This is a genomic window from Micromonospora sp. NPDC005203, assembly GCF_042872705.1.
Lineage (GTDB): Bacteria > Actinomycetota > Actinomycetes > Mycobacteriales > Micromonosporaceae > Micromonospora.
On sequence record NZ_JBIAKV010000005.1, the window covers coordinates 150,289 to 173,625 of the forward strand.

19 protein-coding genes and 1 pseudogene are annotated in these 23,337 nt (G+C 70.4%); 10 read left to right on the forward strand and 10 right to left on the reverse strand.

What is annotated here, in order from left to right:
- Positions 1-20: 20 nt before the first annotated feature.
- Together dnaN and dnaA are read right to left on the reverse strand one after the other, a co-directional pair.
- Entirely contained in the window at positions 21-1,154 is a 1,134-nt protein-coding gene (gene dnaN / locus ACFYPM_RS14360; protein ID WP_387195815.1) for a DNA polymerase III subunit beta, read from the reverse strand.
- 772 nt (positions 1,155-1,926) lie between these two features.
- On the reverse strand, positions 1,927-3,846 hold the full coding sequence (gene dnaA / locus ACFYPM_RS14365) for a chromosomal replication initiator protein DnaA (RefSeq protein WP_387195817.1): 1,920 nt from the start codon (positions 3,844-3,846) through the stop codon (positions 1,927-1,929).
- A 541-nt stretch (positions 3,847-4,387) separates the two neighbouring features.
- On the opposite strand from dnaA, the gene rpmH reads away from it, so the two are divergent.
- From rpmH to ACFYPM_RS14410, 9 genes and pseudogenes are all read left to right on the forward strand, one after another.
- On the forward strand, positions 4,388-4,525 hold the full coding sequence (rpmH, locus tag ACFYPM_RS14370; RefSeq protein ID WP_007453904.1) for a 50S ribosomal protein L34: 138 nt from the start codon (positions 4,388-4,390) through the stop codon (positions 4,523-4,525).
- A 33-nt stretch (positions 4,526-4,558) separates the two neighbouring features.
- Entirely contained in the window at positions 4,559-4,975 is a 417-nt protein-coding gene (gene rnpA, locus ACFYPM_RS14375) for a ribonuclease P protein component (RefSeq protein WP_387195820.1), read from the forward strand.
- On the forward strand, positions 4,972-5,262 hold the full coding sequence (gene yidD / locus ACFYPM_RS14380) for a membrane protein insertion efficiency factor YidD (protein WP_387195823.1): 291 nt from the start codon (positions 4,972-4,974) through the stop codon (positions 5,260-5,262). Before rnpA ends, yidD begins: the two co-directional genes overlap by 4 nt.
- Positions 5,263-5,264: 2 nt before the next feature.
- On the forward strand, positions 5,265-6,260 hold the full coding sequence (yidC, locus tag ACFYPM_RS14385; RefSeq protein WP_387195826.1) for a membrane protein insertase YidC: 996 nt from the start codon (positions 5,265-5,267) through the stop codon (positions 6,258-6,260).
- Positions 6,261-6,471: 211 nt separating this feature from the next.
- Positions 6,472-7,092 carry a protein jag gene (locus ACFYPM_RS14390; protein ID WP_387195829.1) on the forward strand — a complete coding sequence of 207 codons (621 nt, stop codon included), beginning with the start codon at positions 6,472-6,474 and terminating at the stop codon, positions 7,090-7,092.
- A 142-nt stretch (positions 7,093-7,234) separates the two neighbouring features.
- Complete coding sequence (rsmG, locus tag ACFYPM_RS14395; protein ID WP_387196411.1) at positions 7,235-7,945, forward strand: 16S rRNA (guanine(527)-N(7))-methyltransferase RsmG; 711 nt, start codon at positions 7,235-7,237, stop codon at positions 7,943-7,945.
- Positions 7,946-8,549: 604 nt separating this feature from the next.
- Positions 8,550-9,521: a ParA family protein gene (locus tag ACFYPM_RS14400; protein WP_387196414.1), complete on the forward strand. Its 972-nt coding sequence runs from the start codon at positions 8,550-8,552 to the stop codon at positions 9,519-9,521.
- A gap of 27 nt (positions 9,522-9,548) precedes the next feature.
- Complete coding sequence (locus ACFYPM_RS14405; protein WP_387195832.1) at positions 9,549-10,562, forward strand: ParB/RepB/Spo0J family partition protein; 1,014 nt, start codon at positions 9,549-9,551, stop codon at positions 10,560-10,562.
- Positions 10,563-12,180: 1,618 nt separating this feature from the next.
- Positions 12,181-12,772: pseudogene (locus ACFYPM_RS14410) on the forward strand (hypothetical protein); the annotation flags it as partial.
- Between the two features lie 883 nt (positions 12,773-13,655).
- Here ACFYPM_RS14410 and ACFYPM_RS14415 read toward each other — a convergent pair.
- Together ACFYPM_RS14415 and ACFYPM_RS14420 are read right to left on the reverse strand one after the other, a co-directional pair.
- The gene (locus ACFYPM_RS14415) at positions 13,656-14,660 is read right to left on the reverse strand and encodes a D-alanine--D-alanine ligase (protein WP_387195836.1); all 1,005 of its coding nucleotides are present in this window, start codon (positions 14,658-14,660) and stop codon (positions 13,656-13,658) included.
- A gap of 7 nt (positions 14,661-14,667) precedes the next feature.
- Positions 14,668-15,984 carry a PLP-dependent aminotransferase family protein gene (locus ACFYPM_RS14420; protein WP_387195839.1) on the reverse strand — a complete coding sequence of 439 codons (1,317 nt, stop codon included), beginning with the start codon at positions 15,982-15,984 and terminating at the stop codon, positions 14,668-14,670.
- A 295-nt stretch (positions 15,985-16,279) separates the two neighbouring features.
- Here ACFYPM_RS14420 and ACFYPM_RS14425 point away from each other — a divergent pair, with 295 nt between their 5' ends.
- A complete protein-coding gene (locus ACFYPM_RS14425) occupies positions 16,280-16,945 on the forward strand; it encodes a GNAT family N-acetyltransferase (RefSeq protein WP_357242969.1) in 666 nt (221 codons plus the stop codon).
- A gap of 16 nt (positions 16,946-16,961) precedes the next feature.
- Here ACFYPM_RS14425 and ACFYPM_RS14430 read toward each other — a convergent pair whose 3' ends face one another.
- From ACFYPM_RS14430 to ACFYPM_RS14455, 6 genes are all read right to left on the reverse strand, one after another.
- Positions 16,962-18,125, reverse strand: a complete 1,164-nt coding sequence (locus ACFYPM_RS14430) for an N-acetylmuramoyl-L-alanine amidase (protein WP_387195842.1) — start codon at positions 18,123-18,125, stop codon at positions 16,962-16,964.
- Between the two features lie 164 nt (positions 18,126-18,289).
- Positions 18,290-18,613 carry a thioredoxin gene (trxA, locus tag ACFYPM_RS14435; RefSeq protein ID WP_053651673.1) on the reverse strand — a complete coding sequence of 108 codons (324 nt, stop codon included), beginning with the start codon at positions 18,611-18,613 and terminating at the stop codon, positions 18,290-18,292.
- 31 nt (positions 18,614-18,644) lie between these two features.
- Positions 18,645-19,595: a thioredoxin-disulfide reductase gene (gene trxB / locus ACFYPM_RS14440; RefSeq protein ID WP_357242963.1), complete on the reverse strand. Its 951-nt coding sequence runs from the start codon at positions 19,593-19,595 to the stop codon at positions 18,645-18,647.
- A 182-nt stretch (positions 19,596-19,777) separates the two neighbouring features.
- A complete protein-coding gene (locus tag ACFYPM_RS14445; RefSeq protein WP_387195846.1) occupies positions 19,778-20,764 on the reverse strand; it encodes a hypothetical protein in 987 nt (328 codons plus the stop codon).
- Positions 20,761-21,477, reverse strand: coding sequence for an RNA polymerase sigma factor SigM (gene sigM / locus ACFYPM_RS14450; protein ID WP_387196416.1), 717 nt, complete (start codon positions 21,475-21,477; stop codon positions 20,761-20,763). The genes ACFYPM_RS14445 and sigM overlap by 4 nt, the downstream gene beginning before the upstream one ends.
- Positions 21,478-21,520: 43 nt before the next feature.
- Positions 21,521-23,125, reverse strand: coding sequence for a protein kinase family protein (locus tag ACFYPM_RS14455; RefSeq protein WP_387195849.1), 1,605 nt, complete (start codon positions 23,123-23,125; stop codon positions 21,521-21,523).
- Positions 23,126-23,337: the final 212 nt, after the last annotated feature.

Below are 23,337 nucleotides of genomic sequence, written 5' to 3' on the forward strand. Positions count from 1 at the left end.
CTGGGTGTTGCTGGGCGCGATCAGCGCGAGACGCGGATCGGCATGATGAGGTACCGGTACCCCGGAATTACCTCTCCATCCTCGCCGGCGGGGGAGATCACCGCGGGCTTGAAGGCGTCGACGAACGAGAGCACGGCGGTCTGCGAGCCGAGGTTGGCCAGGCCATCGATGAGGTACTGCGGGTTGAACCCGATGGTCAGCGCGTCACCGGTGAAGGTGGCCTCCATCGCCTCGCTGGCTCGTGCCTCCTCGGAACCGCCGGCCTCGACCACCAGGCCGTCCGCGCTGAAGCTCAGCAGCACCGGAGTGGTCCGCTCAGCGACGAGCGCGACCCGCTTGACCACCTCGATGAGGGTGCTCACCGAGACCCGGGCGGCGGCGTTGTGGGTGGCCGGGAAGAGCGAACGCACCGGCGGGTAGTTGGCACCGTCGAGCAGGCGGCTGGTGGTGCGCCGGGTGCCGCCGGCCAGACCGACCATGCCCTCGCCGGCCTTGCCCTGGGCGAGGGCGAGGGTGACCTCGCCGCCGATCGGGCCGAGGGCCTTGGCGGTGTCGTTCAGGGTGCGGGCCGGCACCAGGGCGTTGATGCTCACCTCGGGGTCGTCCGGCTGCCACTGGATCTCACGCAGCGCCAGCCGGTACCTGTCGGTGGCGAGCATCGACAGCGTGTTGCCGGAGAGCTCGACGCGGACGCCGGTCATCATCGGCAGCGTCTCGTCCCGACCGGCGGCGATGGCCACCTGGGACACCGCGGTGGCGAACGCGGCCGCGTCGACAGTGCCGGCGCTCTGCGGCATCTCGGGCAGCGCGGGGTAGTCCTCCACCGGCATGGTGGGCAGGGTGAACCGGGCGCTGCCACAGACCAACTCGAGGTGCGCGCCGACCGCGGCGATGTCCACCGGCTTGGCCGGCAACGCCTTGGTGATCTCGGCGAGCAGGCGGCCGGAGACGAGCGCGGCGCCGTCGGCGTCGCCCTGCACCTCGACGGTCACCTGGCTGGAGACCTCGTAGTCGAACCCGGAAACCCGCAGGTTGCCGTCGGTGACCCGGAGCATCACCCCGGCGAGCACCGGTACGGATGGCCGGTTGGGCAGGCTCTTCGCGGTCCACGCCACGGCCTCGGCGAGCGCGTCGCGCTCCACTCGGAACTTCATCAATGCCTCCGCGTCGACGTCAGCGACAACTCTCTCATGCCGACCGCTGCCTACCGTCCCGCCCGACCGTGCGGGTACCCATCGCACCTTAGGGCGCGGGGGTATCGGCTGTGCGCCCGACCCCACGTTTCCTGTCGGTGCTGACCTGTCGATCGGGCAGCGTTCGGCACGATCCACAGAAAGCCCAACGGTGATGATTGGTTTTTGTTCTCTTAGAAGAGATAACTCATCGTCTTCATCGCACCTGTGCAAACTGTGGAAAACCCGAGTCTGCGCAGCTCAGACACCTTATCTACAGGTGAATTGGCTGTGGAGAACCGGGGGTACAACCGGCCTGCCTGTCCACAGGCCGATCTCGGCGCTCGGTTGTCCACCGTTGTCCACCGGTTGTCCACCGGTAATCCACCGACTTTCTCCCCAAGCCTGTGGATGACGATGAAGATCACCATTGCTGTCATCCCCAGAACCTTCAACAGCTCGTACACAGGTGGACGGTTGTCGGTGGATAACTCGACGGTTGTCCCCAGGCGTCCACAGCTCCGTACACAGGGTTTCTCCACAGCCTGTGGGTAACCGGCGAGGGACGGACCGTAGTTATCCACCGACGGTGGACAACGAGCTGTGGACAACGAGTGGGAGTCGAGGCGGTCACGGCCTCAATGTGTGGCCTACACCATGTCGAGAGTCCAGCCCCAGACCCGAGAAAACGCCCGACCGGAGATCCGGTCGGGCGTTTCCTGGGCCGCGTGCCGCCGCGACGGCGGCGTACGCCTCAGCTGTTCTGCTTGATCCGGTTGGTCAGCTCGGCGATCTGGTTGTAGAGCGAGCGACGCTCCGCCATCTGCTGACGGATCTTCCGATCGGCGTGCATGACCGTGGTGTGGTCCCGGCCGCCGAAGGCCTGCCCGATCCGGGGCAGCGACAGCTCGGTCAGCTCCCGACACAGGTACATGGCCACCTGGCGGGCGTTGACCAGCACCCGGGACCTGGACTGACCGCGCAGGTCCTCCAGACTCACCCCGAAGTAGTCAGCGGTCGAGGCCATGATCTGGTCGGCGTTGATCTCCGGCCCGGCGCCGTCGGGCATGAAGTCCCGGAGCACCTCCTCGGCCAGGGACAGCTCGACTGTCGACCGGGTCAGGCTGGCGAACGCCGTCACCCGGATCAGCGCGCCCTCCAGTTCCCGGATCGAGTTCGACACCCGGGAGGCGATGAACTCCAACACGTCCGGCGGGGCGTACATCCGCTCCTGCGCCGCCTTCTTCTGCAGGATCGCGATCCGCGTCTCCAGGTCCGGTGGCTGGATGTCGGCGAGCAGCCCCCACTCGAACCGGGTTCGCATCCGGTCCTCCAGCGTGGCGAGCTGACGCGGCGACCGGTCGGAGGTGATCACGATCTGCTTGTTGGCGTTGTGCAGGGTGTTGAAGGTGTGGAAGAACTCCTCCTGCGTACGCTCGCGGTTCTCCAGAAACTGGATGTCGTCGATCAACAGGATGTCGACGTCGCGGTAGCGCCGCTGGAACGCGCTGGTCTTGTCGTCCCGGAGCGAGTTGATGAAGTCGTTGGTGAACTCCTCGGTCGAGACGTACCGGACCGAGCGGGCGTTGCCGAGCGTCGTGGCGTAGTGCCCGATGGCGTGCAGCAGGTGCGTCTTGCCCAGCCCGGAGTGCCCGTAGATGAACAGCGGGTTGTACGCCTTCGCCGGTGACTCCGCCACCGCCACGCTCGCCGCGTGGGCGAACCGGTTGGACGACCCGATGACGAACGTCTCGAACATGTACTTCGGGTTGAGTCGGTTGCCGCCGGTGTCGGCGCCGGGCAGCCGGCGGTCGTCGCGGCCACCCGCCCGGTGTTCCACTCCGCTGCGCCCCGGGCCGCTGTCCGTGCCGCCGTCGCGGGGCATCGCGCGGATCACGTGCTGGTCGCGCGGCGACCCCGGATCTTCCCGGTAGCGCGGCTCGTAGGGCCGGGTGTCCGGACCGGGTGGGTCGAGGCGACCGGCCTGCTCGTCGTAGCCCCGCCGGTCCGCTCCCGGTCGGGGCGACCGCATCGGCTCCGCGAAGGAGGCGCTGAACAACGCCTCCTGCCCGTCCCTGCTGGCGGGGATCATCCCGGGACGATGCGCGTCGACGCTCGGCGCGAGCGGCGGACCCGTGGGTGCGGGTGGCGCGACCGGCTCGGGCGTACGCGGTGAGTGCGACTGCTCGGGGATCATCGTGTCGGCGTGCGCCCGTGCCCCGTGGTCGGTGTCGAAGGGCGCGGCAGCCGGACCGTCGACCTCGAACGGGCTGGGCTCCGGGGCGCTGCGGTAGACGGTGCCGGCGGGTCGGCCCGTGGCATCCTCGGCCACCCGTACGGTGACCGCCACCTGGATCGGCCGGCCGAGCCGGCGAGTGAGGGCCTCGGTGATCGCCGGGCGCAGCCGTGACTCGATCACGTCACGGGTGAACGCGTCCGGCACGGAGAGCAGCGCGGTGTCCTCGACGATCGCCCGCAGCCGGGTCAGTCGGAGGTAGGCACGCTGCTGAGCAGAGATGATCTCGTCGGCAAGCTCGTCGGTCGCCGCTAACCACACTGCGGCAAGGTCGGTCGTACCGGCCACCGTCGTGCCACCCCCTCGCCTCTGCTCCCGGCCGCCGCTGTCTGCCAGCCGGCCGTCCCGGGCCCGCCGCGTTCGCGGGTGGAACAACACCCCACCCGGACGGTCGACCGGTGGTCATCCACAAGTTATCCACAGCCTGTGTACCGACCGATTGTGGCCGCTGCCGGACTCGGGTGGGACCTGCCCCCTGCCTGACCGGGCGCTGAAGCGGGTTCACCGTGCCGAACGATTCACTACCTTGTCCGGTCTTGCCTTTGCCACGACCGGAGCTTGAAGACGCTCACCGCAATCGGGCACGGTAACAGCGTTGTCCCTACGCCATCAACCGGCGACGCGGCGGCACCCTTCTCGGCATCAGCGAAAACCGCCCTCCTGCCCCGGGCGCGTCCTGTTGACCGCTCCTCGGGGTGTTTGACGGTCATTGCCACCCTGCGTAGGCTGGAACGGCTGCTTTCTCGCCCTCTGCTAGGGTGACGGGTGCTTGCTGTCCGCGGTCGCATGCCGCGCGTCGTCGAGGTCTCGCCCCGCCGGACAGCACCGATCGGGGGCCACCGTCGAGGTGGCCTGGACACCACCACACGACCCCGGCGATCCCGTCGCGCGGGGCGCGTACGAAAACGGAGAGCCTGACGTGAGCAAGCGCACCTACCAGCCGAACAACCGCCGGCGCGCGAAGACCCACGGCTTCCGGCTGCGCATGCGCACCCGTGCCGGCCGTGCCATCCTCTCGAGCCGTCGCGCCAAGGGTCGCACCACCCTGTCGGCCTGAGCCGACCGGGCCGGTCAGGGGACGTGGGCAGTCGTGCTGGCCGCCGCGCAGCGACTGCGGCGCAGCACTGACTTCGCCGCAGCGGTTCGCGGTGGCCGACGCGCCGGACGTGGTGCCGTCGTGGTCCACCTGACCGTGCCGGTGCCCGCCGACCCCAACCTTTCGACCTCGTCGGAGCCGGTGCGGGACGACAGTGCGGAGCAGTCCTCCGCGTTGTCCCGCGCCGGCTTCGTCGTGTCCAAGGCCGTCGGCAACGCGGTGATCCGTAACCGGGTCAAGCGTCGGCTGCGGGCACTGGTCCAGGATCGGTTGACCGCCCTGCCCGCCGGCAGCACGCTTGTCGTCCGGGCGCTGCCCGCCGCGGCGGAGGTGTCGTATCCCCGCCTCGCCACCGACCTGGATGCCGCCATCGCGGTCGCCCGGTCCCCCCGCGAGCGGCGGTCCCGATGACCGGTGCCGAGAAGACCAGTCCACGCGCGCCGACAACCGGTGCCAAGGTGCTGATCGCGCCCATCATCGCGTACCGTCGGTGGATAAGTCCGGCGTTGCCGGCCCGCTGTCGGTTCTACCCGTCGTGCAGCGCGTACGCCCAGGAGGCGGTCGCTCGGCACGGCGCGCTCCGGGGAGCCGCGCTGGCGGTCCGGCGGCTGTTGCGCTGCCACCCCTTCCACCCTGGTGGGTATGACCCGGTGCCGGAGCCGGGCGGCCGCCGTCGTGCTGATGTGACTGGAGCCTGAGAGTGGACTTTAGCCTCGACTGGATCTACTACGCGATCTCGTGGATCCTGCTGACCTGGCACTCCGCCTGGGACGCCATCGGGGTGCCGGTTGGTGCGGTGATCGGCACCAACTTCGCCTGGATCCTGTCCATCATCTTCCTGGTGGTCACCGTCCGGGTGATCCTGTTCCCGGTCTTCGTCAAGCAGATCAAGTCCCAGCGGGCGATGCAGGCGCTCCAGCCCAAGGTCAAGGAGCTTCAGGAGAAGCACAAGGGTGACCGGGAGACGCTCCAGAAAGAAATGATGGAGCTCTACAAGAAGGAGAAGGCGAACCCGTTGATGGGTTGCCTTCCGATGTTCCTTCAGATCCCGGTCTTCCTGGGTCTCTTCCACACGTTGAAGCGACTGGACCCGGCGAACCAGGGCAAGACCCTGTATGGGTGGAGCGTCGACCAGTTCGAGAGCGCCTCGCAGGCGAAGCTCTTCACCGCCCCGATCGCCGGCAAGTTCGGCTCGACGGCCGACGAACTGGCCCGGCTCGGCGCCACCGGCAGCACCGTCAAGATCATTGCTGGCATCCTGGTTCTGGTCATGATCGCGACCACCTACCTGACCAGCCGTCAGATGATCCTCAAGACCGGTTGGGCAGAGGACCCGCAGCAGCGGATGATCCAGCGGCTGATGCTCTACGGCATCCCGGCGTCGCTGCTGATCTCCGGCGCGATCTTCCCGATCGGCGTCATCATCTACTGGGTCACCAACAACCTCTTCACCCTCGGCCAGCAGCAGTGGGTGCTGCGGAAGTTCCCGCCGCCGGTGACCGCCAAGAAGGCCGTCGCCCCCGCGGCCACCCGCAACCCGGTGCAGCCCGCCAAGTCCGGTGGTCTGTTCGGTCGCGGCAAGGCGGCCCCGCCGGCGCCGGTCAAGGCGACCGCGCCCAAGGTGGCCGGGCCGAAGCCCGGTGCCAAGCCGGTGAACAATCCGAAGAAGAGCCGTCCCGCCAAGCGGCAGGGCTGAGTTCAGAGGGCCGTCGCCGGGTGACCGGCGGCGGCCCGTTCCGCACCGCGCAGCCGCCGTCCGGTGGCGCCGAGCGGAACCGACCGCGCATCGTGCGGCCACGGGCGACACTGCCCGTACAGACGTGCCCGCGGGCACCGGCGACCTCCCGCCGGCCCCGGGAAACCAGTCGGACCCGACGGTCCGGCCGAGCGAGTACGGAGATGAGACCGTGACCGAGACCAGCATCCCCCGCGCCGAGCAGGCCCTGGACGAGGAGGAGACCGCAGCGCTCGCGGCGGACGGTGACGACACCGAGACCGACGACGACAGCGCGGCCGACGACGACACGGATACCGCCGCCGGCGGCAGGGTGAAGAAGGCGGTGAGCGAGAGCGACCTGTTCCGGCAGAGCGAGATCGCGGCCGACTACGTCGAAGGGCTGCTCGACATCCTCGACTACGACGGTGACATCGACGAGTTGGTCGCCGCGGGGCGGCCGATGGTCGAGGTCGTCGGCGAGCGGCTGCAGAACCTGGTCGGCCAGCGAGGAGCCACCCTGGAGGCGCTCCAGGAGTTGACCCGACTCGCCGTCTTCCGGCAGACCGGATCGCCGAGCCGGCTGCTGCTCGACGTTGGTGGCTATCGGTCGAACCGCCGCAAGGAACTCGCCGCGGTCGCCAAGAACGCCGTCGAGAAGGTCAAGGAGTACGGCGAGCCGGTCCGCCTGGAGGCGATGTCCGCGTTCGAGCGCAAGTGCGTGCACGACGTGGTCAACGCGATGTCCGGGGTGGCGAGCGAGTCCGAGGGCGTTGAGCCGAACCGGCGCATCGTCGTACGGCCAGCGGACTGACCGGGTGACCCACGACGACAACACGGCCGACGCCGTGACCGGCCCGGGCGGTACGCCGCTCGGGCCGTCCGCTGTCCAGCCCGAGGGGGAAGGTGCCGACCCAGATCGACTCGGCACCACCCCGTCGCCCGCTGACGCGGCGCTGCCGCCCGCACTGGCCCCGGCCGCACTCTTCCTCTTCGGCGATCGTCTCGACCTGGCTGCCTCGTACGCCGAGTTGTTGGTCACCGACGGGGTGGTCCGCGGTCTGATCGGCCCCCGGGAAGCACCTCGCATCTGGGACCGGCACCTGCTCAACTGCGCAGCGGTCGCCGAACGGATCCCGTCCGGCGCGTCGGTCCTCGATGTCGGGTCCGGCGCCGGTCTGCCGGGTCTGGTCCTGGCCATCGCGCGCCCGGATCTCACGGTCACCCTGATCGAGCCGCTGGCGCGACGCACGTCATTCCTGATCGAGGTCGTCGAACGACTCGGTCTGGCCAAATCGGTGCGGGTGTTCCGTGGTCGGGCGGACGAGGCGGCTACCGGGTCGAGCGGTCGGGAACCCATAAGCGGCGACGTGGTGACCGCCCGCGCGGTCGCGCCGCTGGATCGCCTGGCGGGCTGGAGTCTCCCGCTGGCGGTCCGTGGCGGCCGGCTGCTGGCGTTGAAGGGTTCGTCCGCGGCGGCCGAGATCGAGGAGCACGCCGAGGTGGTGGCGCGACTCGGTGGCGGGGAGCCGGCGGTCCACCTCTGTGGGGCCGGGGTCATCGATCCACCCACCACCGTCGTGGAGATCGTGCGCGAGCGGATGGTCGGCCCGGCACGCGTGGCGGCCAACAAGCGCTCCCGCAGCGGCCGCCCCCGTCGACGCTGACACTTCGCGTCATCGGGCTTCCGGCGGGTGGGTTGCCTCGTTGTACCGGTGCGGATGGACAAGGGGATGAGAACCCGACGTGGACCGGCCGCGCCCGTCCGCCGTAGGCTGACCGCGCGTCGATAGTGTGGAGCGGGCGACGGACGTCGCGGGTCTCCGACCGCTCCCGTGAGCCGTACGCTCTGGGTTGCGAGCGTGGGTGTGGCCAAGTTGACCGGGGCGCGGACCGACCATCCGAAGCGGGCAGGGATGACAGGTGCATGACGACGGCAGGTACGACGATCCACGCGTGACCGGGTCGACAGGCGATCCCGTTTCACGTGAAACCGACTACCCGAACTGGTCGCCGGACGCGACCGGGCCGGCGACCCGACCCGCGGACGGCGATCCGCTGGTGTTCGGCGGAAAGCCAGAGGCTCAACAGACCGGGCCCGAGGTCGTGGACCCGGCGGCGGCTCGACGGACATCGGAGGGGTCGACCCGACCAGCCAATGTCGTGGAGGTGCGGCAGACGTTGGGACGGCGCAACACCGCGAGATCGGTTCGCTTCGAGCCGGCGGTTCCGCACCAGCCCAACGCGGCGGCCGTCCGGGACGCAGCTTCGGTGATCGCCGACGCACCTGTCGCTTCGACCGAGTCGTTGGCTGCCGTGGCGGCCGACCCCACGTACGTTTCACGTGAAACCCCGACGCGCGAAGAGGATGACCCACCGTTGGCTATGGAGGCGATGCGCGCCGTGCAGATCCTGAATCCCAGTGGCGAGGTGACCATGCCTCGGCCCGACCGGACCCGGGTCATGTGCGTCGCCAACCAGAAGGGCGGCGTGGGCAAGACCACGACCACCGTCAACCTTGCAGTGGCGCTCGCCCTGCACGGCAACCGGGTGCTCGTGGTGGACCTCGATCCGCAGGGCAACGCCTCCACCGGGCTCAACGTCCCGCACCACACCGGAATCCCGGACGTCTACGACTGTCTGATCAACAGCGTGCCCCTGGCCGAGGTGGCCCAGGCGGTCGAGGGCATCCCCAATCTCTGGTGCGTACCCGCGACGATCGACCTGGCCGGCGCCGAGATCGAGCTGGTGTCGGTGGTGGCGCGGGAGTCGCGCCTGGACCGCGCGATTGCCGCCTACCCGGGCGAGTTCGACTACGTCTTCATCGACTGCCCGCCGTCGCTCGGCCTGCTCACGGTCAACGCCCTGGTTGCGGCGCAGGAGGTGCTGATCCCGATCCAGTGCGAGTACTACGCCCTGGAAGGGCTCAACCAGCTGATCAACAACATCAACCTGGTGCGCCAACACCTCAACCCGAAGCTCGATGTCTCCACGATCCTCCTGACGATGTACGACCGGCGTACCCGGCTGGCTGACGCCGTCGAGCAGGACGTCCGGAACCACTTCGGTGACAAGGTTCTCCAGGCGGTCATCCCCCGTAACGTCCGGGTCTCCGAGGCACCCAGCTATGGCCAGTCGGTGATGACCTACGATCCCGGATCGCGGGGAGCCACGAGTTACTTCGAGGCCGCCCAGGAGATTGCCGAGCGAGGCGTCAAGGAGCCGGTGGGCCGGAATGCGTAGTGCGGACGAGTCGCTGGGAGGCGAGGCATGAAGAACCGTCCTCGGGGCGGTCTGGGTAGGGGCCTGGGAGCGCTGATCCCGACCGGGCCGGTTCCGGGTGCCGCCGGCACCGTCACGGCGGAGCCGGAGAACGAGTACGCGGACGACACCGGGACCGCGGCCGTCTCGACGGTGCCCGTCGGGCCGACGGTTCACGAGCCGGAGCCCACGCTCAGTCCGGTACCCGGAGCGCGATTCGCCGAGATCCCCGTCGACGCGATTCTGCCCAACCCGAAGCAGCCCCGCCAGGTCTTCGACGAGGAGGCACTGGAGGAGCTGAAGACCTCCATCCAGGAGGTCGGCTTCCTTCAGCCCATCGTCGTTCGGCAGCTCGACGACGAGAAGTACGAGCTGGTGATGGGCGAGCGGCGTTGGCGGGCCGCCCAGGCGGTGGGGCGGGACAGCATTCCGGCGATCATCCGGGACACCCGTGATGACGCCATGCTCCGCGACGCCCTGCTGGAGAATATCCACCGAGCCAATCTGAACCCTCTCGAAGAGGCCGCCGCCTACCAGCAACTGCTGGAGGAGTTCGGGGCCACCCACGAAGAGTTGGCCCGCAGGATTGGTCGGAGTCGCCCGCAGATCTCCAACACGATCCGGTTGCTGAACCTGCCGGCCCAGGTGCAGCGCCGGGTTGCTGCGGGCATCCTGTCGGCGGGCCACGCCCGCGCATTGCTGAGCCTCGACGGCAGCGAGGCGCAGGAGCAGTTGGCATTGCGGATCGTGGCGGAGGGCCTGTCGGTCCGGGCGACCGAGGAGATTGTCGCCCTGACGCTCAACGACGGGCCGGCGAAGGGGCAGGCCGCGAAGCGCCGACCGAAGGCGCACGCGCCGGCCCTGACCGATCTTGCCGATCGACTGTCCGACCGGTTCGACACCCGGGTGAAGGTCGACATCGGCCGGAGCAAGGGAAAGATCACCATCGAGTTCGCGACCGTGGACGACCTTGAGCGGATCGTCGGGATCATCGGAGTGCAGCAGGAGGAGAGCGGCGACTGAGTGCGCCCTCTCCGCCGACGGCCGCGCACCCCTCCGGGTAGCGCGGCCGTTCCGTATCCGGCTCACTGCGTTTCACGTGAAACGGCCGCCGTTTCACGCGCCGCCGGGACGCGGGTTCTGTTGTGCTGGTCGTTGTCGGCGCCCCCCGCCACGAGACCGACCGCGATACCCCGCGCCGCCACCTGTCAGCCCTCTCCGGACCAGCCAGCAGTCGGCGCTCGGCGAATTCGGGCGAGGTAGGGCTACGGCCCGGCGTGCAGGGTGTGGCGTCGGCCCGGGGCGGACCGGGCCGGGCTCGTTTCACGTGAAACAGAGATCGCTGGACAGGAACACCCTCGGGCCCAGCCGGGGAATGACCACGGGGCGTCGTTGCGACCGCTGAGTGGCTCCCTGCGGCCCCGCGTACCGCAGGGTGGCCTCCCGCCGGCCCACGCCGCCGCGCGGGCCTCTCGACGCGAATGCGGCCGCGGAGAGATCTGTCGTGACTCCCTACGTCTGGCTGCTGCCACCGATCGTTCCCTTCCGGTGCTCGGCGGGGGTGCCTCCAGGTCGGTCTGCGGTGGGCCGGGGGTCGCCGGCCGTTGGTGGCTGACGGTTGGCGCCGTACGCCTGCCATCGGTTCCTGACGGTGGACGAGGTCCTCCGGTGGTTGTCCGACGGCCCGCGAGGTGCTCCGGCGGTGGTGCCCGACCGATGCGGCTCGGCACGAGGCATGCGGTCGTCGGTGCGCTGAGGCTCGGCGGGGCCCCCGGTCGTCGGTGCGCGACGGTGGGTGGACGCTTCCGGGCCGTTGGTGCCCGGGGTTCGGCGGAGGGCTCCGCTCGTTGGTGCTCGACGCTCGGCCGGCACCTCCACTCGTCGTCCGGGTGCTGCCTCGCGCTTCCCCGATCTCCGGCGGCTGCCGACGTCTGCTGATGGGCCACGCATCATCGGTCCGTTGCGGAGGCGGCTCGTTCCACACCCGTGATCGCGTCCTCTTCCCGAGGCGTGGACGCGGCGTCGGGCGACCGGCGCTGCCCCCGTGCCTCGGTCCAACGCAGGACTCGCCCTCACTCCGCAGCGCTCGCCGAGCGGAAGCGCGGCAACCTCACCGCGACGTGTCGGCGTGGACGTACCCCCGGAGGCGACGGCACGGCACGGAGATCGTCTCCGGAGGACGCCGCCGCCCGCCGTAACCCGCGTCCTTCCCATCGGTGCCGACGACCTACCCGCCGCGGATACCGACGCCAGGACTGCCGGCGTCCAGCGGCCGGCGTAAGCGGTTGCTCAGGCAAGGCTTCCGCAGCGGCACCGGAGGGCAGTTCGGCCGGATCCGGCCGGCGCCGTCGAGCAGTTGCTGCCGCTTGTTCAGCAACCCGCGGACAACGACCGACCGGCCGAAAAGTTATCCACACCCTTTGTCCACAGGCACCCCCTGTTTCACGTGAAACAGCGCGTGAGAGCGGGTGTGAGCCTGTGGATGACGGCCTGTGTTGGGGATCTCGGCAGCCTGTGGATATCGGTTCACCGCTCGGTGGTGACGTGGCACACGTGGCCGACCGGGACCACTGGATCTGGTCGGTCGGGAGCGGTCAAACAGGTAGGGACAGCGGTGCCAGACTCGGTTAGGGTCAGCGTCGTGCACGACACCCCTCCCTCAGTCCCGGACTTCACGCAGTGGCCGTCGTTCCCCTTCGAGGGGGACCTCCACGTGAAGCAACTCGATGATCCGGTCCCGGTCGAGCCGCCCCGGAAGGGCGAGGGTCTCCGGGAATGCACCGCCTGCAACGCACCCGACGAGGCCTATATCTGGGTCGGCGAGCGGTGGCGGGTCCGTGCCATGGACCGGCCCACCGGCCTGCCCATGGTGCTCATCCTGGAATCGCGAACCCACCTCGACCTCGGCGACCTGCCGAACCTGCTCGCCGCCGAGTTGGGCGTGATGACCGTACGGCTGGAACGGGCCATCCGGTCGCTCGACGGCGTGGCGCGGGTGCACGTCAACCGGTGGGGCGACGGCTCGGTCCACCTGCACATGTGGTTCCTCGCCCGGCCGTACGGTCGCCTCCAGTTGCGGGGCACCTTCCTGTCACTGTGGGATTCGATCCTGCCGCCGATCTCCGAGGCACAGTGGCGGGAGAATCTGGCGCTCGTCGCGGCCTGGCTTGCCGAGTTCGGCGGCCGTCCGCTTGCCGAGCCACCCCGGATTCAGTGGCAGGCACCGTCCAGTCTGCTGGCCCAGTCCGCCGCTGCGGACGCCGCTGCCGCCGCGCAGGCAGCATCGGCGGAGGCAGTTTTGGCTGCCTCGGTCGTCGAGGCAGCAGAGGAGATCCCGGAACCAGCGCCGGAGCCCCGCGCCAGCGCCGATCAGACCGGTGGTGACGGAGCATCCGCAGCCGGTCCCGTCGTTCTGGGCTCGGACGCCGGCTCGTCGGTCAATACCGAACCGACGGGTGGATCCGCTCGACTGGCATCCGCCAGCAACGAGCCAACGGGTGCAACCACCGACCCAGCAGCCGGCTCCCGATCAGCCGGCAGCCGAGCAGCCGGCGAGCCCACATCCGGCACCTCAGCAGCCGGCGCCGTTGGTACCGACGAGTCGGCTCCCGGCGGGTCCGCAAACCTCGGCGGTGCCGCAGCCCGTCGTCAGCGGGCGGGCAACACCGATGTCGAAGCCGCCCCCAACGCGGTCAACGAGACCGCCCCAGAGGTTGACCCGGACAGGGCCGACCCGGACGGCGGCACTGCGGACGGCGGGGCTGCGGACGGCGGCACTGCGGACGGCGGCACCGCGGACGGCGGCACCGCGGACGGCGGCACCGCGGACGGCGGGGCTGCGGACGGCGGGGCTGCGGACGACGGCACTGCGGGTGCCTCACCTGCCGCACCCGCCCACGGCAACGGCCCGGACGCACCCGACGTACGTAAGGCTCCCTGAGCGGGGGACCGACCACAGGGTGGCGCGGCGGTCCGGGCTCGCGGCAGCCGGGCAAGAAACCTCGTGGTCGGCCCGCGAGCGGTGTCGCACACCGAGATGGTTCGGCCGGCGAGCGGTGTCGCACACCGAGATGGTTCGGCCGGCGAGCGGGTCGCACCGAGGCGGTGGCGGGTGGGTCAGGCAGTGGTGACGCGGGCCGCCGCTCGGGCGACCAGGGTGCCGAGGAGCCGGCCTAAGTCCAGCCCCGCTGCCTGCACGGCGAGTGGCAGTAGCGACGTCTCCGTCATGCCCGGCGAGACGTTGACCTCCAACACGTGCGGCTGCCCGGCAGCGTCCACGATCACGTCGACCCGCGAGAGGTCCCGCAGACCGAGCGCGGTGTGCGCGGCGAGGGCCACGTCGGCGACGGTGGCGGACACCTCCGGGTCCAACCGGGCAGGAGCGTGCCAGGTGGTGCGCCCGGCTGTGTAGCGGGCCGCGTAGTCGTACACGCCGTTGCGCGGCACGATCTCCACCGGTGGCAGCGCCCGTGGTCCGTTGCCCAGGTCGATCACGGAGACCGCGACGTCCATCCCGGGCACGTACCGCTCCACCAGGGCGGTGGAGTCGTACGCGAAGCAGCCCACCATCGCGGCGGGCAGCGCCGCAGCGTCCCGGACCACCGCGCCCCCCAGCCCCGATCCGCCCTGAGCGGGCTTCACCATCAGCGGCAGACTCAGTCGGTCGACGATCCGATCCAGTACGGCGACCGCGCCGAGCTCGGAGAAGCGGTCGTGTGGGAGGGCCACCCAGTCCGGGGTGGGGATGCCGTTCTCGCGGAGGACCGCCTTGGCCGACGGCTTGTCCCAGGCGACCCGGGAGGCGCGGGCGTCACAACCGACGTACGGGATGTCGCACAGGTCCAGCACGCCGCGCAGCGAACCGTCCTCACCGGTGGCGCCGTGCAGTGCGATGACGACCGCGTCCGGCGGGTCGGCGGCCAGTGCCGGCAGCAGGGCCACGTCGGCGTCCCGCAGCTCGGCTTCCACGCCGATGGCGCGCAGCGCGTCGAGCACCCGGCGACCGGAGCGCAGTGACACGTCCCGTTCGTAGGAGAGTCCACCGGCGAGCACGACGACCCGCAGGTCGGCCGGAACGGCGGGATCGGTCACGAGGAGGCGCTCGGCGGCGGTCGTACCCATGCCGGCATCATGCCAAGTCGGGCCCTGGCACGTCGGAGCCGGCCTGGCCGCGTCGGCCGGCGGCGCCGCCACCCACAGCGCCGAAGACCCGGCGCATCGCGATCTCCTGCTCCATCACACCGGCCAGCCGGCGGACGCCCTCGCGGATCCGCTCCGGCGGCGGGAAGCTGAAGTTCAGGCGCATGGCGCCGGTGCCGGTGCCGTCGGCGTAGAAGCCGGTGCCGGGCACGTAGGCGACCCGGGCGGCGACCGCGCGGGGCATCATCGCCTTCGAGTCGAGCCCGTCGGGCAGGGTGGCCCACACGAAGAGACCACCGGCCGGCGTGGTCCAGCTGGTGCCCTCGGGCATCAGGTCGGTCATCGCGTCGAGCAGCGCGTCCCGGCGTTCCCGGTAGACCTCGCGGTAGACCTTGAGCTGCTGCCGCCAGGGCATCGTGCCCAGGTACGTGGAGACCGCGGCCTGGGCGTAACCGCTGGGGCAGAGGATCTGCGCCTCGCTGGCGATGACCAGCTTGTCGCGGACCGCGTGCGGCGCCAGGATCCAACCGACCCGCAGGCCGGGCGCGAAGGTCTTGGAGAAGGTGCTGAGGTAGAAGACCCCGTCCCGGCGACGGGCACGCAGGGGCGCCGGCGCGTCACCCTCGAACCCCAACTGACCGTACGGGTCGTCCTCGACGACGAGCAGGCCGGCGCTCGCACAGATGTCGAGCACCCGTTCGCGGCGTTCCTCGCTGAGCGTCACGCCGGTCGGGTTCTGGTAGGTGGGAATCGTGTAGAGGAACTTCACCCGCCGCCCGGCGCGGGCCAGATCGGCGATGGCCGCCTCCAGCGCCTCCGGAATCAGCCCGTCCGCATCCATCGGCACGTGCACGACCTGCGCCTGGGCGGCCTGGAACACCCCGAGCGCACCGACGTACGTCGGCCCCTCGGCGAGCACCACGTCACCCGGGTCGAGGAAGAGTCGGGCCACCAGGTCCAGTGCCTGCTGCCCGCCGACGGTGACCACGACGTCCTCGGGGGAGGCACCACACGCGGCGTCGATCCCGGAGAGCGACATCACCTCGCAGATCCGCTCGCGCAGCTCGAGGGTGCCCTGGCCGATGCCGTACTGGAGGGTGGTCACGCCGTGCTCCGAGCCGAGCCGGCCGAGCATCTCACCGACCGCGTCCAGCGGAAGGGCGGCGATGTAGGGTGCGCCACCGGCGAGCGAGACGACCTCTGGACGGCTGGCGACCGCGAACAGTGCTCGGATCTCGGAGGGAGTCATTCCGCGTACCCGCCGGGCGTACCGGTCGGTGTAGTCGTCGAGTGTCGTGCCGGTCATGACCTCACCTCGATCGCTGCTCGGGTGGCTGCCGCCCCGGGGTACCCCATCCTCTGATGACCATGGCGGAAGGGACACCGATTGTCGATCCTAATCCGCCGGTGTCGCGTCGTCGCCGTACCGAAGCGGATCGACCACATGGCGGACCCTCGTCGGCGTCCCCCGATGTGGTGGGCATCTGCGCGTCCCCTCCCGGATCGCCGATCGGCGGCGTACGATCGCTCGTCGGAGCAGGAAGGCGGCGCTGTCGTTGCGTGCCGCTCCTACCACCGAGCCTATTGTGGGGATGCGCCATATGTCGCGACGTCTGGTCAGCCTGACCCTCGACACCCTGGAAGACCTTCCTCGCCCGTGCCGGCAGTGCGTCTACTGGGAGCTTGATCCGGTCTCCGCGGACCGGGCCTGCGCCGCCGGCGATCCGGGCCTGGAGAAGGAGGCGTGGGTCTCCCAGACGCTGCTGGAGTGGGGCTCCTGCGGCAAACTCGCGTACGTCGACGGCATGCCAGCGGGTTTTGTGACGTATGCGCCGCCCGCCTACGTGCCCCGCTCGATGGCGTTCCCGACCTCGCCGGTCTCCGCTGACGCGGCACTGCTGATGACCGCCAACGTGGTCGCCGCGTTCGCCGGTGGCGGGCTGGGCCGGATGCTGGTGCAGGGCGTCGCCCGGGACCTGACCAAGCGGGGGATCAAGGCCATCGAGGCGTTCGGCGACGCCAAGTTCGGCGACGCGGACGACCCCGTGGGCGGCTGCGTGGCACCTGTCGACTTCTTCCTCTCCGTGGGGTTCAAGACCGTCCGTCCGCATCCGCGTTTCCCCCGGCTGCGCCTCGAGCTGCGGACCGCGCTGAGCTGGAAGTCCGACGTCGAGTACGCGCTGGAGAAGCTGCTCGGGTCGATGAGCCCGGAGACGCTGCTTCGTCCGGTCCGGCCCGCTCCCGCCACCCGCTCCACCAACACCTGATCGCCGAACCGGCGGATCAGTCGACCACCGTGCCGGCGGTGACGACGGCCCGCAGTTCGCTGACGTCGAGCGAGCCGGTGGGCACGTCCCGCTCGATCGGGTAGTACATCCGCTGCACGGCCGCCACGATCGCCTCCACCACCCGGTCGCGGAAACGAGGGTCGACCAGTTGGGCGCGGTCCGTGGGCGAGGTGAGGTAGCCGACCTCGACCCGGACGGCCGGCATCCGTGTCAGCCGCAGCAGGTCCCAGGTCTTGGCGTGGGTACGGCAGTCCCGCAGCCCCGTGCGGGCCACGATCTCCCGCTGCACCAGCCCGGCCAGGCGTTCACCGGTCGCCGACGTCACGCCGTTGTCGGTGCCGTAGTGGTAGGTGGCGACACCCTCCGCGTCGGGGTTGGCGTGGCCGTCCAGGTGCAGCGAGATGAACACGTCGGCGCCCAGCGAGTTGGCCAGCAGCGCCCGGTCGGTGTCCGGCAGGCACCTGTCGGGCGACGGGCCGCGGGTGAGCTGCACCCGTACCCCGGTCGCGGCGAGTCGCCCCTCCAGCCGGCTGGCCAGGTCATGCATCAGGTCGGCCTCCGTCCAGCGCAGCGACCCGTCGGGCACCACCATCCCGGGGTCGGTGCCCCCGTGCCCGGGGTCGACGACCACCGTCTTGCCGACCAACGCCGGCCCGGACTGCCGGATCGCGTCGGACTCGCGCAGCCACTGCGGTCGGCCACCGACCACCTTGCGGCCGATCCGGCGCAATGCGTTCATGGTGTGCGGGCCGCAGGATCCGTCGGGGGTGAGGCCGACCTCACGCTGGAACTGGGCGACCGCCCGGGACGTCCGGATGCCGTAGATGGCGTCCGCCCGGCCCACGTCGTACCCCATCTCCAGCAGCCGCTCCTGCAGTGACCGGACATCCTCGCCGGTGAGCGGGTCGGGGACCGCGTGGTAGAGGGTGCGGGCGCCGAGCCGCCAGCGGGCGGCGTCCAGGGCGCGCCAGGTCTCCGCCCCGACCCGGCCGTCCACGCTGAGGCCCCGGGACTGCTGGAACGCGCGGACCGCCCGCTCGGTGGCGAGGTCGAATTCGTCGGCGGCCGGTCCGGTGGCGCTGAGCAGGTCGAGGCCGGTCAGGATGCTGCGGATCTCCGTGACCGCGGGTCCCCGGTCACCGGATCGGATCGGACGCACGGCACGACCCCCTCTGCACGACACTGGCTGGCCGGGCGGCCCAGGGTTGAGGCTATGCGTTCCCGGGGTGGCGAGGTGGCACGGCCGGGAAAAACGTCGGCCGGTTAGACACCGAACCCCGCACCCAACGAGCGGGTACGGGGTTCGGTGAACGTCTCTGTTGGTCAGAGAGCCGATTCGATGAGTCGGACCAGCTCGCCCTTCGGCTTGGCACCAGCGATCGACTGCACCGGCTGGCCGTTCTTGAACACGGTGAGCGTCGGCACCGACATGACCCGGTAGGCGCGTGCGGTTTCCGGGTTCTCGTCGATGTTGAGCTTGACGATGCTGACCCGGTCGCCCATCTCGCCGGCGATCTCCTCGAGCAGTGGCGACACCTTGCGGCAGGGGCCGCACCACTCGGCCCAGAAGTCCACCAGAACCGGCTTGTCGGCCTGCAGTACGTCAGCGACGAAGCTCTTGTCGGTGACCGCCTTGGTATTTCCCACTGTGCCCCTCCTCCGGGATGTGTTACTTGTTTCAGCTGAGCGTCGCGATGAACCGTTCGGCGTCGAGCGCGGCGGCACAGCCGGTGCCGGCCGCGGTGATCGCCTGACGGTAGGTGTGGTCGACCAGGTCACCGGCGGCGAAGACGCCGGGCACGTTGGTGCGGGTGCCGGGGGCTTGGACCTTCACGTAGCCCTCGTCGTCCATGTCGACCTGACCACGGAAGAGCTCGCTGCGGGGGTCGTGACCGATGGCCACGAAGACACCTGTCACGTCCAACACCTTGGTGTCACCGGTGTGCACGTTGCGGACCCGTACGCCGGTGACCTTGCCGTCGTCGCCCAGGATCTCCTCGACGGCGCTGTTCCACTCGACCTTGATCTTCTCGTTGCTCAACGCCCGCTCGGCCATGATCTTGCTGGCCCGGAACGAGTCGCGGCGGTGGATGATGGTGACCGATTCGGCGAAGCGGGTGAGGAAGCTGGCCTCCTCCATCGCCGAGTCGCCGCCGCCGACGACCACGATGTGCTGGTTGCGGAAGAAGAAACCGTCGCAGGTGGCGCAGGAGGAGACGCCGTGGCCGAGGAACTCCTGCTCACCGGGCACGCCCAGCGGACGCCAGGCCGAACCGGTGGAGAGGATGATGGATCGGGCCCGGTAGGCGGTCTCGCCGACCCACACGGTGCTCACCGCGCCGGAACCGGCGTCGCCGGTGTCCACCAGCTCGACCCGGGTCACGTCGTCGGTGAGGAACTCGGCACCGAACCGCTCGGCCTGCTTGCGCATGTTGTCCATCAGCTCGGGGCCGAGGATGCCGTCGGCGAAGCCGGGGAAGTTTTCCACCTCGGTGGTGGTCATCAGGGCACCACCGGACTGCACGCCCTCGATGATCAGGGGCTTCAGGTTGGCGCGTGCGGCGTAGACCGCCGCGGTGTAGCCGGCCGGCCCGGAGCCGATGATGATCAGGTTGCGGACCTCGTCCACTGCCGTCTCCCGAGTGTGTGTGTTCAGCGTCGGTGAGCGCACCGGTGCTGATCCGAGTTGCCGACGCCTGGGTGGGGTCGACAGCTGACTTCCAGAACGTCATCGTACGAAGCGGGGATTCCCGAGACGGGCATCTGGTGGGTCAGGTCACGTGGGTGGTCATCGTGCCGATGACCGTGGATTCACCCTACCCGCGCCGAATACCGGCTGTCCGCGCCGGACCCCGGCACTCCGCAGTCCGGGCCGCTCACCCAGGCCCAGCGGGCCCCGGTCGCGTCGGTGAAACGGATGATCAGCGTCTGCTCGCCCTGGAAACGCGCGTAGTCGATCACTTCGACCGCCAGCGGAGCGGATCCGTGTTCCGCCGCCACCTCGGCCAGGCAGGTGCTCAGTGCCGCCTCGCTGGTCAGCCGGGCCAACTGGTCCAGCCCGTCGGGCGACGAGCGTCGATCCTGCTCGGTGCCCACGCCCGGCTGCGAGCCGGGGGCGGCACCGCTCGTCCGGCCGGGTGTGGTCTGCCGGTCGGCGTTCGGCGCGTTGCCGAGGGTCTGCGGGGTGTAGTCCGTACCGCTGCGCAGTGTCGGGCCGGTGGTGCGGGCCGCCGCGGCGTCCGCGGGCGCGTTGGCCGGGTGCCGTTCGACGGCGATGGTGCCGGAGTCGTCGCCCGCGCGCATCGACAGCTGGTTGAGACCCAGCGCGAGCGCGACGACGGCGATCGCGGCGGCGGCCACCGGTGCGCCACGGCGGACCCAACCGGCCCGACGACCTGGACCGGTGGACTCCCGGCGACCAGAACGGGCCGGTGCGGGGATGGCTGCCCATCGACCGGACCCGCCCTGCACCGGTACGACAGGCGATGTCGTGGGGCGGTCGACGTCGGAGGCCTCGTCGGTCGTGGTGTCTCCCACCAGCGGCCCCGCACTGACAAGCGCGGTGGCGAGACGGTCGACGATCGCCTGCGGCATCCGCGGCGACGGCTCGGCCCAGCTGCCCAGGTTCGCGCGGACCTCCGCGAGCGCGGGTGCCAGCAGCGCGTACGCCTCGGCCCAGGCCGGGTCCGTGGACACCAGCCGGGCGACCTCCTCCTGCTGCGGGGTGCCGTCCAATGCCCCGCCGAGGTAGTCAGCGAGGAGGTCGTCGTCGACCTCCCGGAACCCCTCGGTCGTCACGTGTCCTCCTGGTTGGCGTCCCGCCGGTATCGGCCCGACCCCGATCCGACGCCCTCGGCCGGGCCCGGGTTCCCCGGCGTGACGCCCGGCACCTCCCTGGTCGGGCCGGGTGGGTCCGGTCGGGCCGACGGCGGCGAGGTGCCGGCGGGCCGAAGGTGCCCGAGCAGCACGGCCAGCCGCGCCCGCCCCCGGGCGCACCTGCTCTTCACCGTCCCCTCGGCGACACCGAGGATGCGGGCGACCTCGGCGACCGGGTAGCCCTGCACGTCCACCAGCACCAGCGCGGCACGTTGCTCGAGGGGCAGCGCGGCCAGCGCCTCGCGGACCACGAGCGCGGTGTCGTGGTCCGGTGCGGGCGCGACCGGCTCGATCCCGCCGGTGCCCGAGCCGTCCCCCGCACGGTTGCCGTCCGGCAGCGGCACGGTCGGGTGCGCCTGCCGGCGACGGATCCGATCCAGGCAGGCGTTCACCACGATCCGGTGCATCCAGGTGGTGACGGCGGAGTCACCGCGGAAGCGGGCGGCGGCCCGGTGCGCGTTGAGCAGCGCGTCCTGGAGTGCGTCGGCGGCCTCTTCACGGTCGCCGAGCGTACGCAGGGCGACCGCCCAGAGCCGGTCGCGGTGCCTGTGGAACAGCTCGGCGAAGGCCTGGTGGTCGCCGTCGACATGGGCGCGCAGCAGCTCCAGATCCGAAGCGGCGGCGCGCCCGTCCATCACCACGTCCTGCGGATGCGGTGCCACGGCGGAGATGCCGGGATCACGACCCCTGGACCGTGATCTCCTGGACGTCGACCTGGAAGCCCCGCTCACTGGCCGGCAACTCGGTGATCCAGAACAGCAGGTACTGGTATTTCGCGTCGGCGTCGAAGCCGTCGAACGCCATCGTGGTGCCGTCGTGGTCCTCGAAGGGCTGCCCGATGGTGGTCTTCTCGGTCTTGTAGCTGGTGATCAGTTGCTTGTCGCCGTTCGAGGTCGACGGCGGGTTGAGGGTGCCGGTGAGGAGCTGGGCGGAGGCGCCGCGGGCCGACAGGACCGCCTGCACCGACTTGACCGTGTGCGGCGCGCCGAGATCCAGCCAGACCCCCATGCCCTGCTTCTTGTTGCCGAACTTGGCGGCCGTGTACGTGTCGGTGCCCCAGCCCTTGTCCGGGTCACCGTCGGTCACCTTGTTGGCGTCGGTCAGCTCATCGCGCTTCCCGTCCGGATCGATGATCCGAACATCCTTCACCGGGAGCTTGCGAACCGCGACGGCGGCCGGAGTGGTCTCGTTGGCCGGGGCACTCGACGACGGAACGGCGCTCTGGCCCGCCTGCGGCTCCTTGTCGCCGAGCGTGCTGATCCCGATCAGCAGACCGACCAGGGCCACCGCCAGCAGGCCGGCGATGCCGATGGCGACCTTGCGACCGCCGGCTGCGGCCAACGGCGACGGCTCTTCTCCGGTCTCGCCGGCGAACCGCAGCGGGCCGCTGTTCTCGAGGTAGTGCTCCTCCTCGGCCGGCACGTCCAGTCGCGCCAACTCGGCGGCGAGCACGTCGGAGGACGGCGGCGCGATCTCGGCGTCGAGCAGATCCATGGTCAGGTCGTCCAGGTACGCGGGCACGCCCGCCCGGACCTGACGTGGTGCCGCGATGCCACCACCGGCGTCCCGAACGGCGTCCGGGATGGCGGCCCGTCCGTGACCGGCGGTGGCGCCGTGCAGCGGCGCCTCGGCGTGCGGCCACGAGCCGGTGAGGGCGAAGTAGAGGATGCCGCCGACCGCCCGGATGTCGTTCTCCTGGCTGTCCGCGCCATCGGTGCGTGCGTCGGCCAGGACCACGCGGCCCTCGTCGCTGATCATGACGGTGCCGGGGTGGACGTTGCCGTGGACCATGCCGGTGGCGTGCACGGCGGCGAGGGCGCTCGCGACGGCGTTACCGATCGCGGTGGCGCGGGCCGGGTCCAGGGGGCCGTCGGCCGCCAGGTCGCGCAGGGACTGCCCGTCGACCCACTCGCGCACCACGTACGCCCGCTCGGCCTCGTCGATCGCGTCGTAGACGCCGACCAGGTTGGGGTGGATGACCCGACTCGCCGCGACGGCGGCCTGGAGCATCTCGGTGGCGGAGTCACCACCCGGGTAGCGCAGCACCACCGCGACGGGACGGCGCAGGATGACGTCGACCCCGCGCCAGACCAGCCGACCCGCGCTGTCGTTGTTGATGTGCTCAACCAGCTCGTACCGCTCGGCGAGGACTTCACCGGCCGTGGGAGCACCGAAGGTCATGACCGGAGGAGTGCTTTCGTCCGCCTCCTGACCCTCGCCGACCTGGGTCACCCGTCCTCCCTCGGTGATCGTGTCGATCGATGGACCCGCACTGCTGGGCATGTGGCTTCCCGCTCTGCCGTTGAAGGAACCGGCCGACCGGTGTCGACGCGCAGCGTCGGCCCCTGCCGTACCCGTCGAGAGCGACCTTACCTGGGTTGCCAGTCTCCCCGACATGTCATCTTCCCGCCGTACACGACGGGCTTCCGGCAGTCGAAGAACTCGTCCGGTTACGACCGTTGTCAGCCACGTTGCTGGCACATGTACTAGCTAAT

What these genes read in the sequence shown, in the direction of transcription:
- dnaN (WP_387195815.1), bottom strand. Translation starts at nt 1,154, where the DNA reads ATGAAGTTCCGAGTGGAGCGCGACGCGCTCGCCGAGGCCGTGGCGTGG.
- yidD (WP_387195823.1), top strand. Translation starts at nt 4,972, where the DNA reads ATGACCGGTGCCGAGAAGACCAGTCCACGCGCGCCGACAACCGGTGCC.
- ACFYPM_RS14405 (WP_387195832.1), top strand. Translation starts at nt 9,549, where the DNA reads ATGAAGAACCGTCCTCGGGGCGGTCTGGGTAGGGGCCTGGGAGCGCTG.
- ACFYPM_RS14415 (WP_387195836.1), bottom strand. Translation starts at nt 14,660, where the DNA reads ATGGGTACGACCGCCGCCGAGCGCCTCCTCGTGACCGATCCCGCCGTT.
- ACFYPM_RS14420 (WP_387195839.1), bottom strand. Translation starts at nt 15,984, where the DNA reads ATGACCGGCACGACACTCGACGACTACACCGACCGGTACGCCCGGCGG.
- ACFYPM_RS14425 (WP_357242969.1), top strand. Translation starts at nt 16,280, where the DNA reads ATGTCGCGACGTCTGGTCAGCCTGACCCTCGACACCCTGGAAGACCTT.
- sigM (WP_387196416.1), bottom strand. Translation starts at nt 21,477, where the DNA reads ATGGACGGGCGCGCCGCCGCTTCGGATCTGGAGCTGCTGCGCGCCCAT.
- ACFYPM_RS14455 (WP_387195849.1), bottom strand. Translation starts at nt 23,125, where the DNA reads ATGCCCAGCAGTGCGGGTCCATCGATCGACACGATCACCGAGGGAGGA.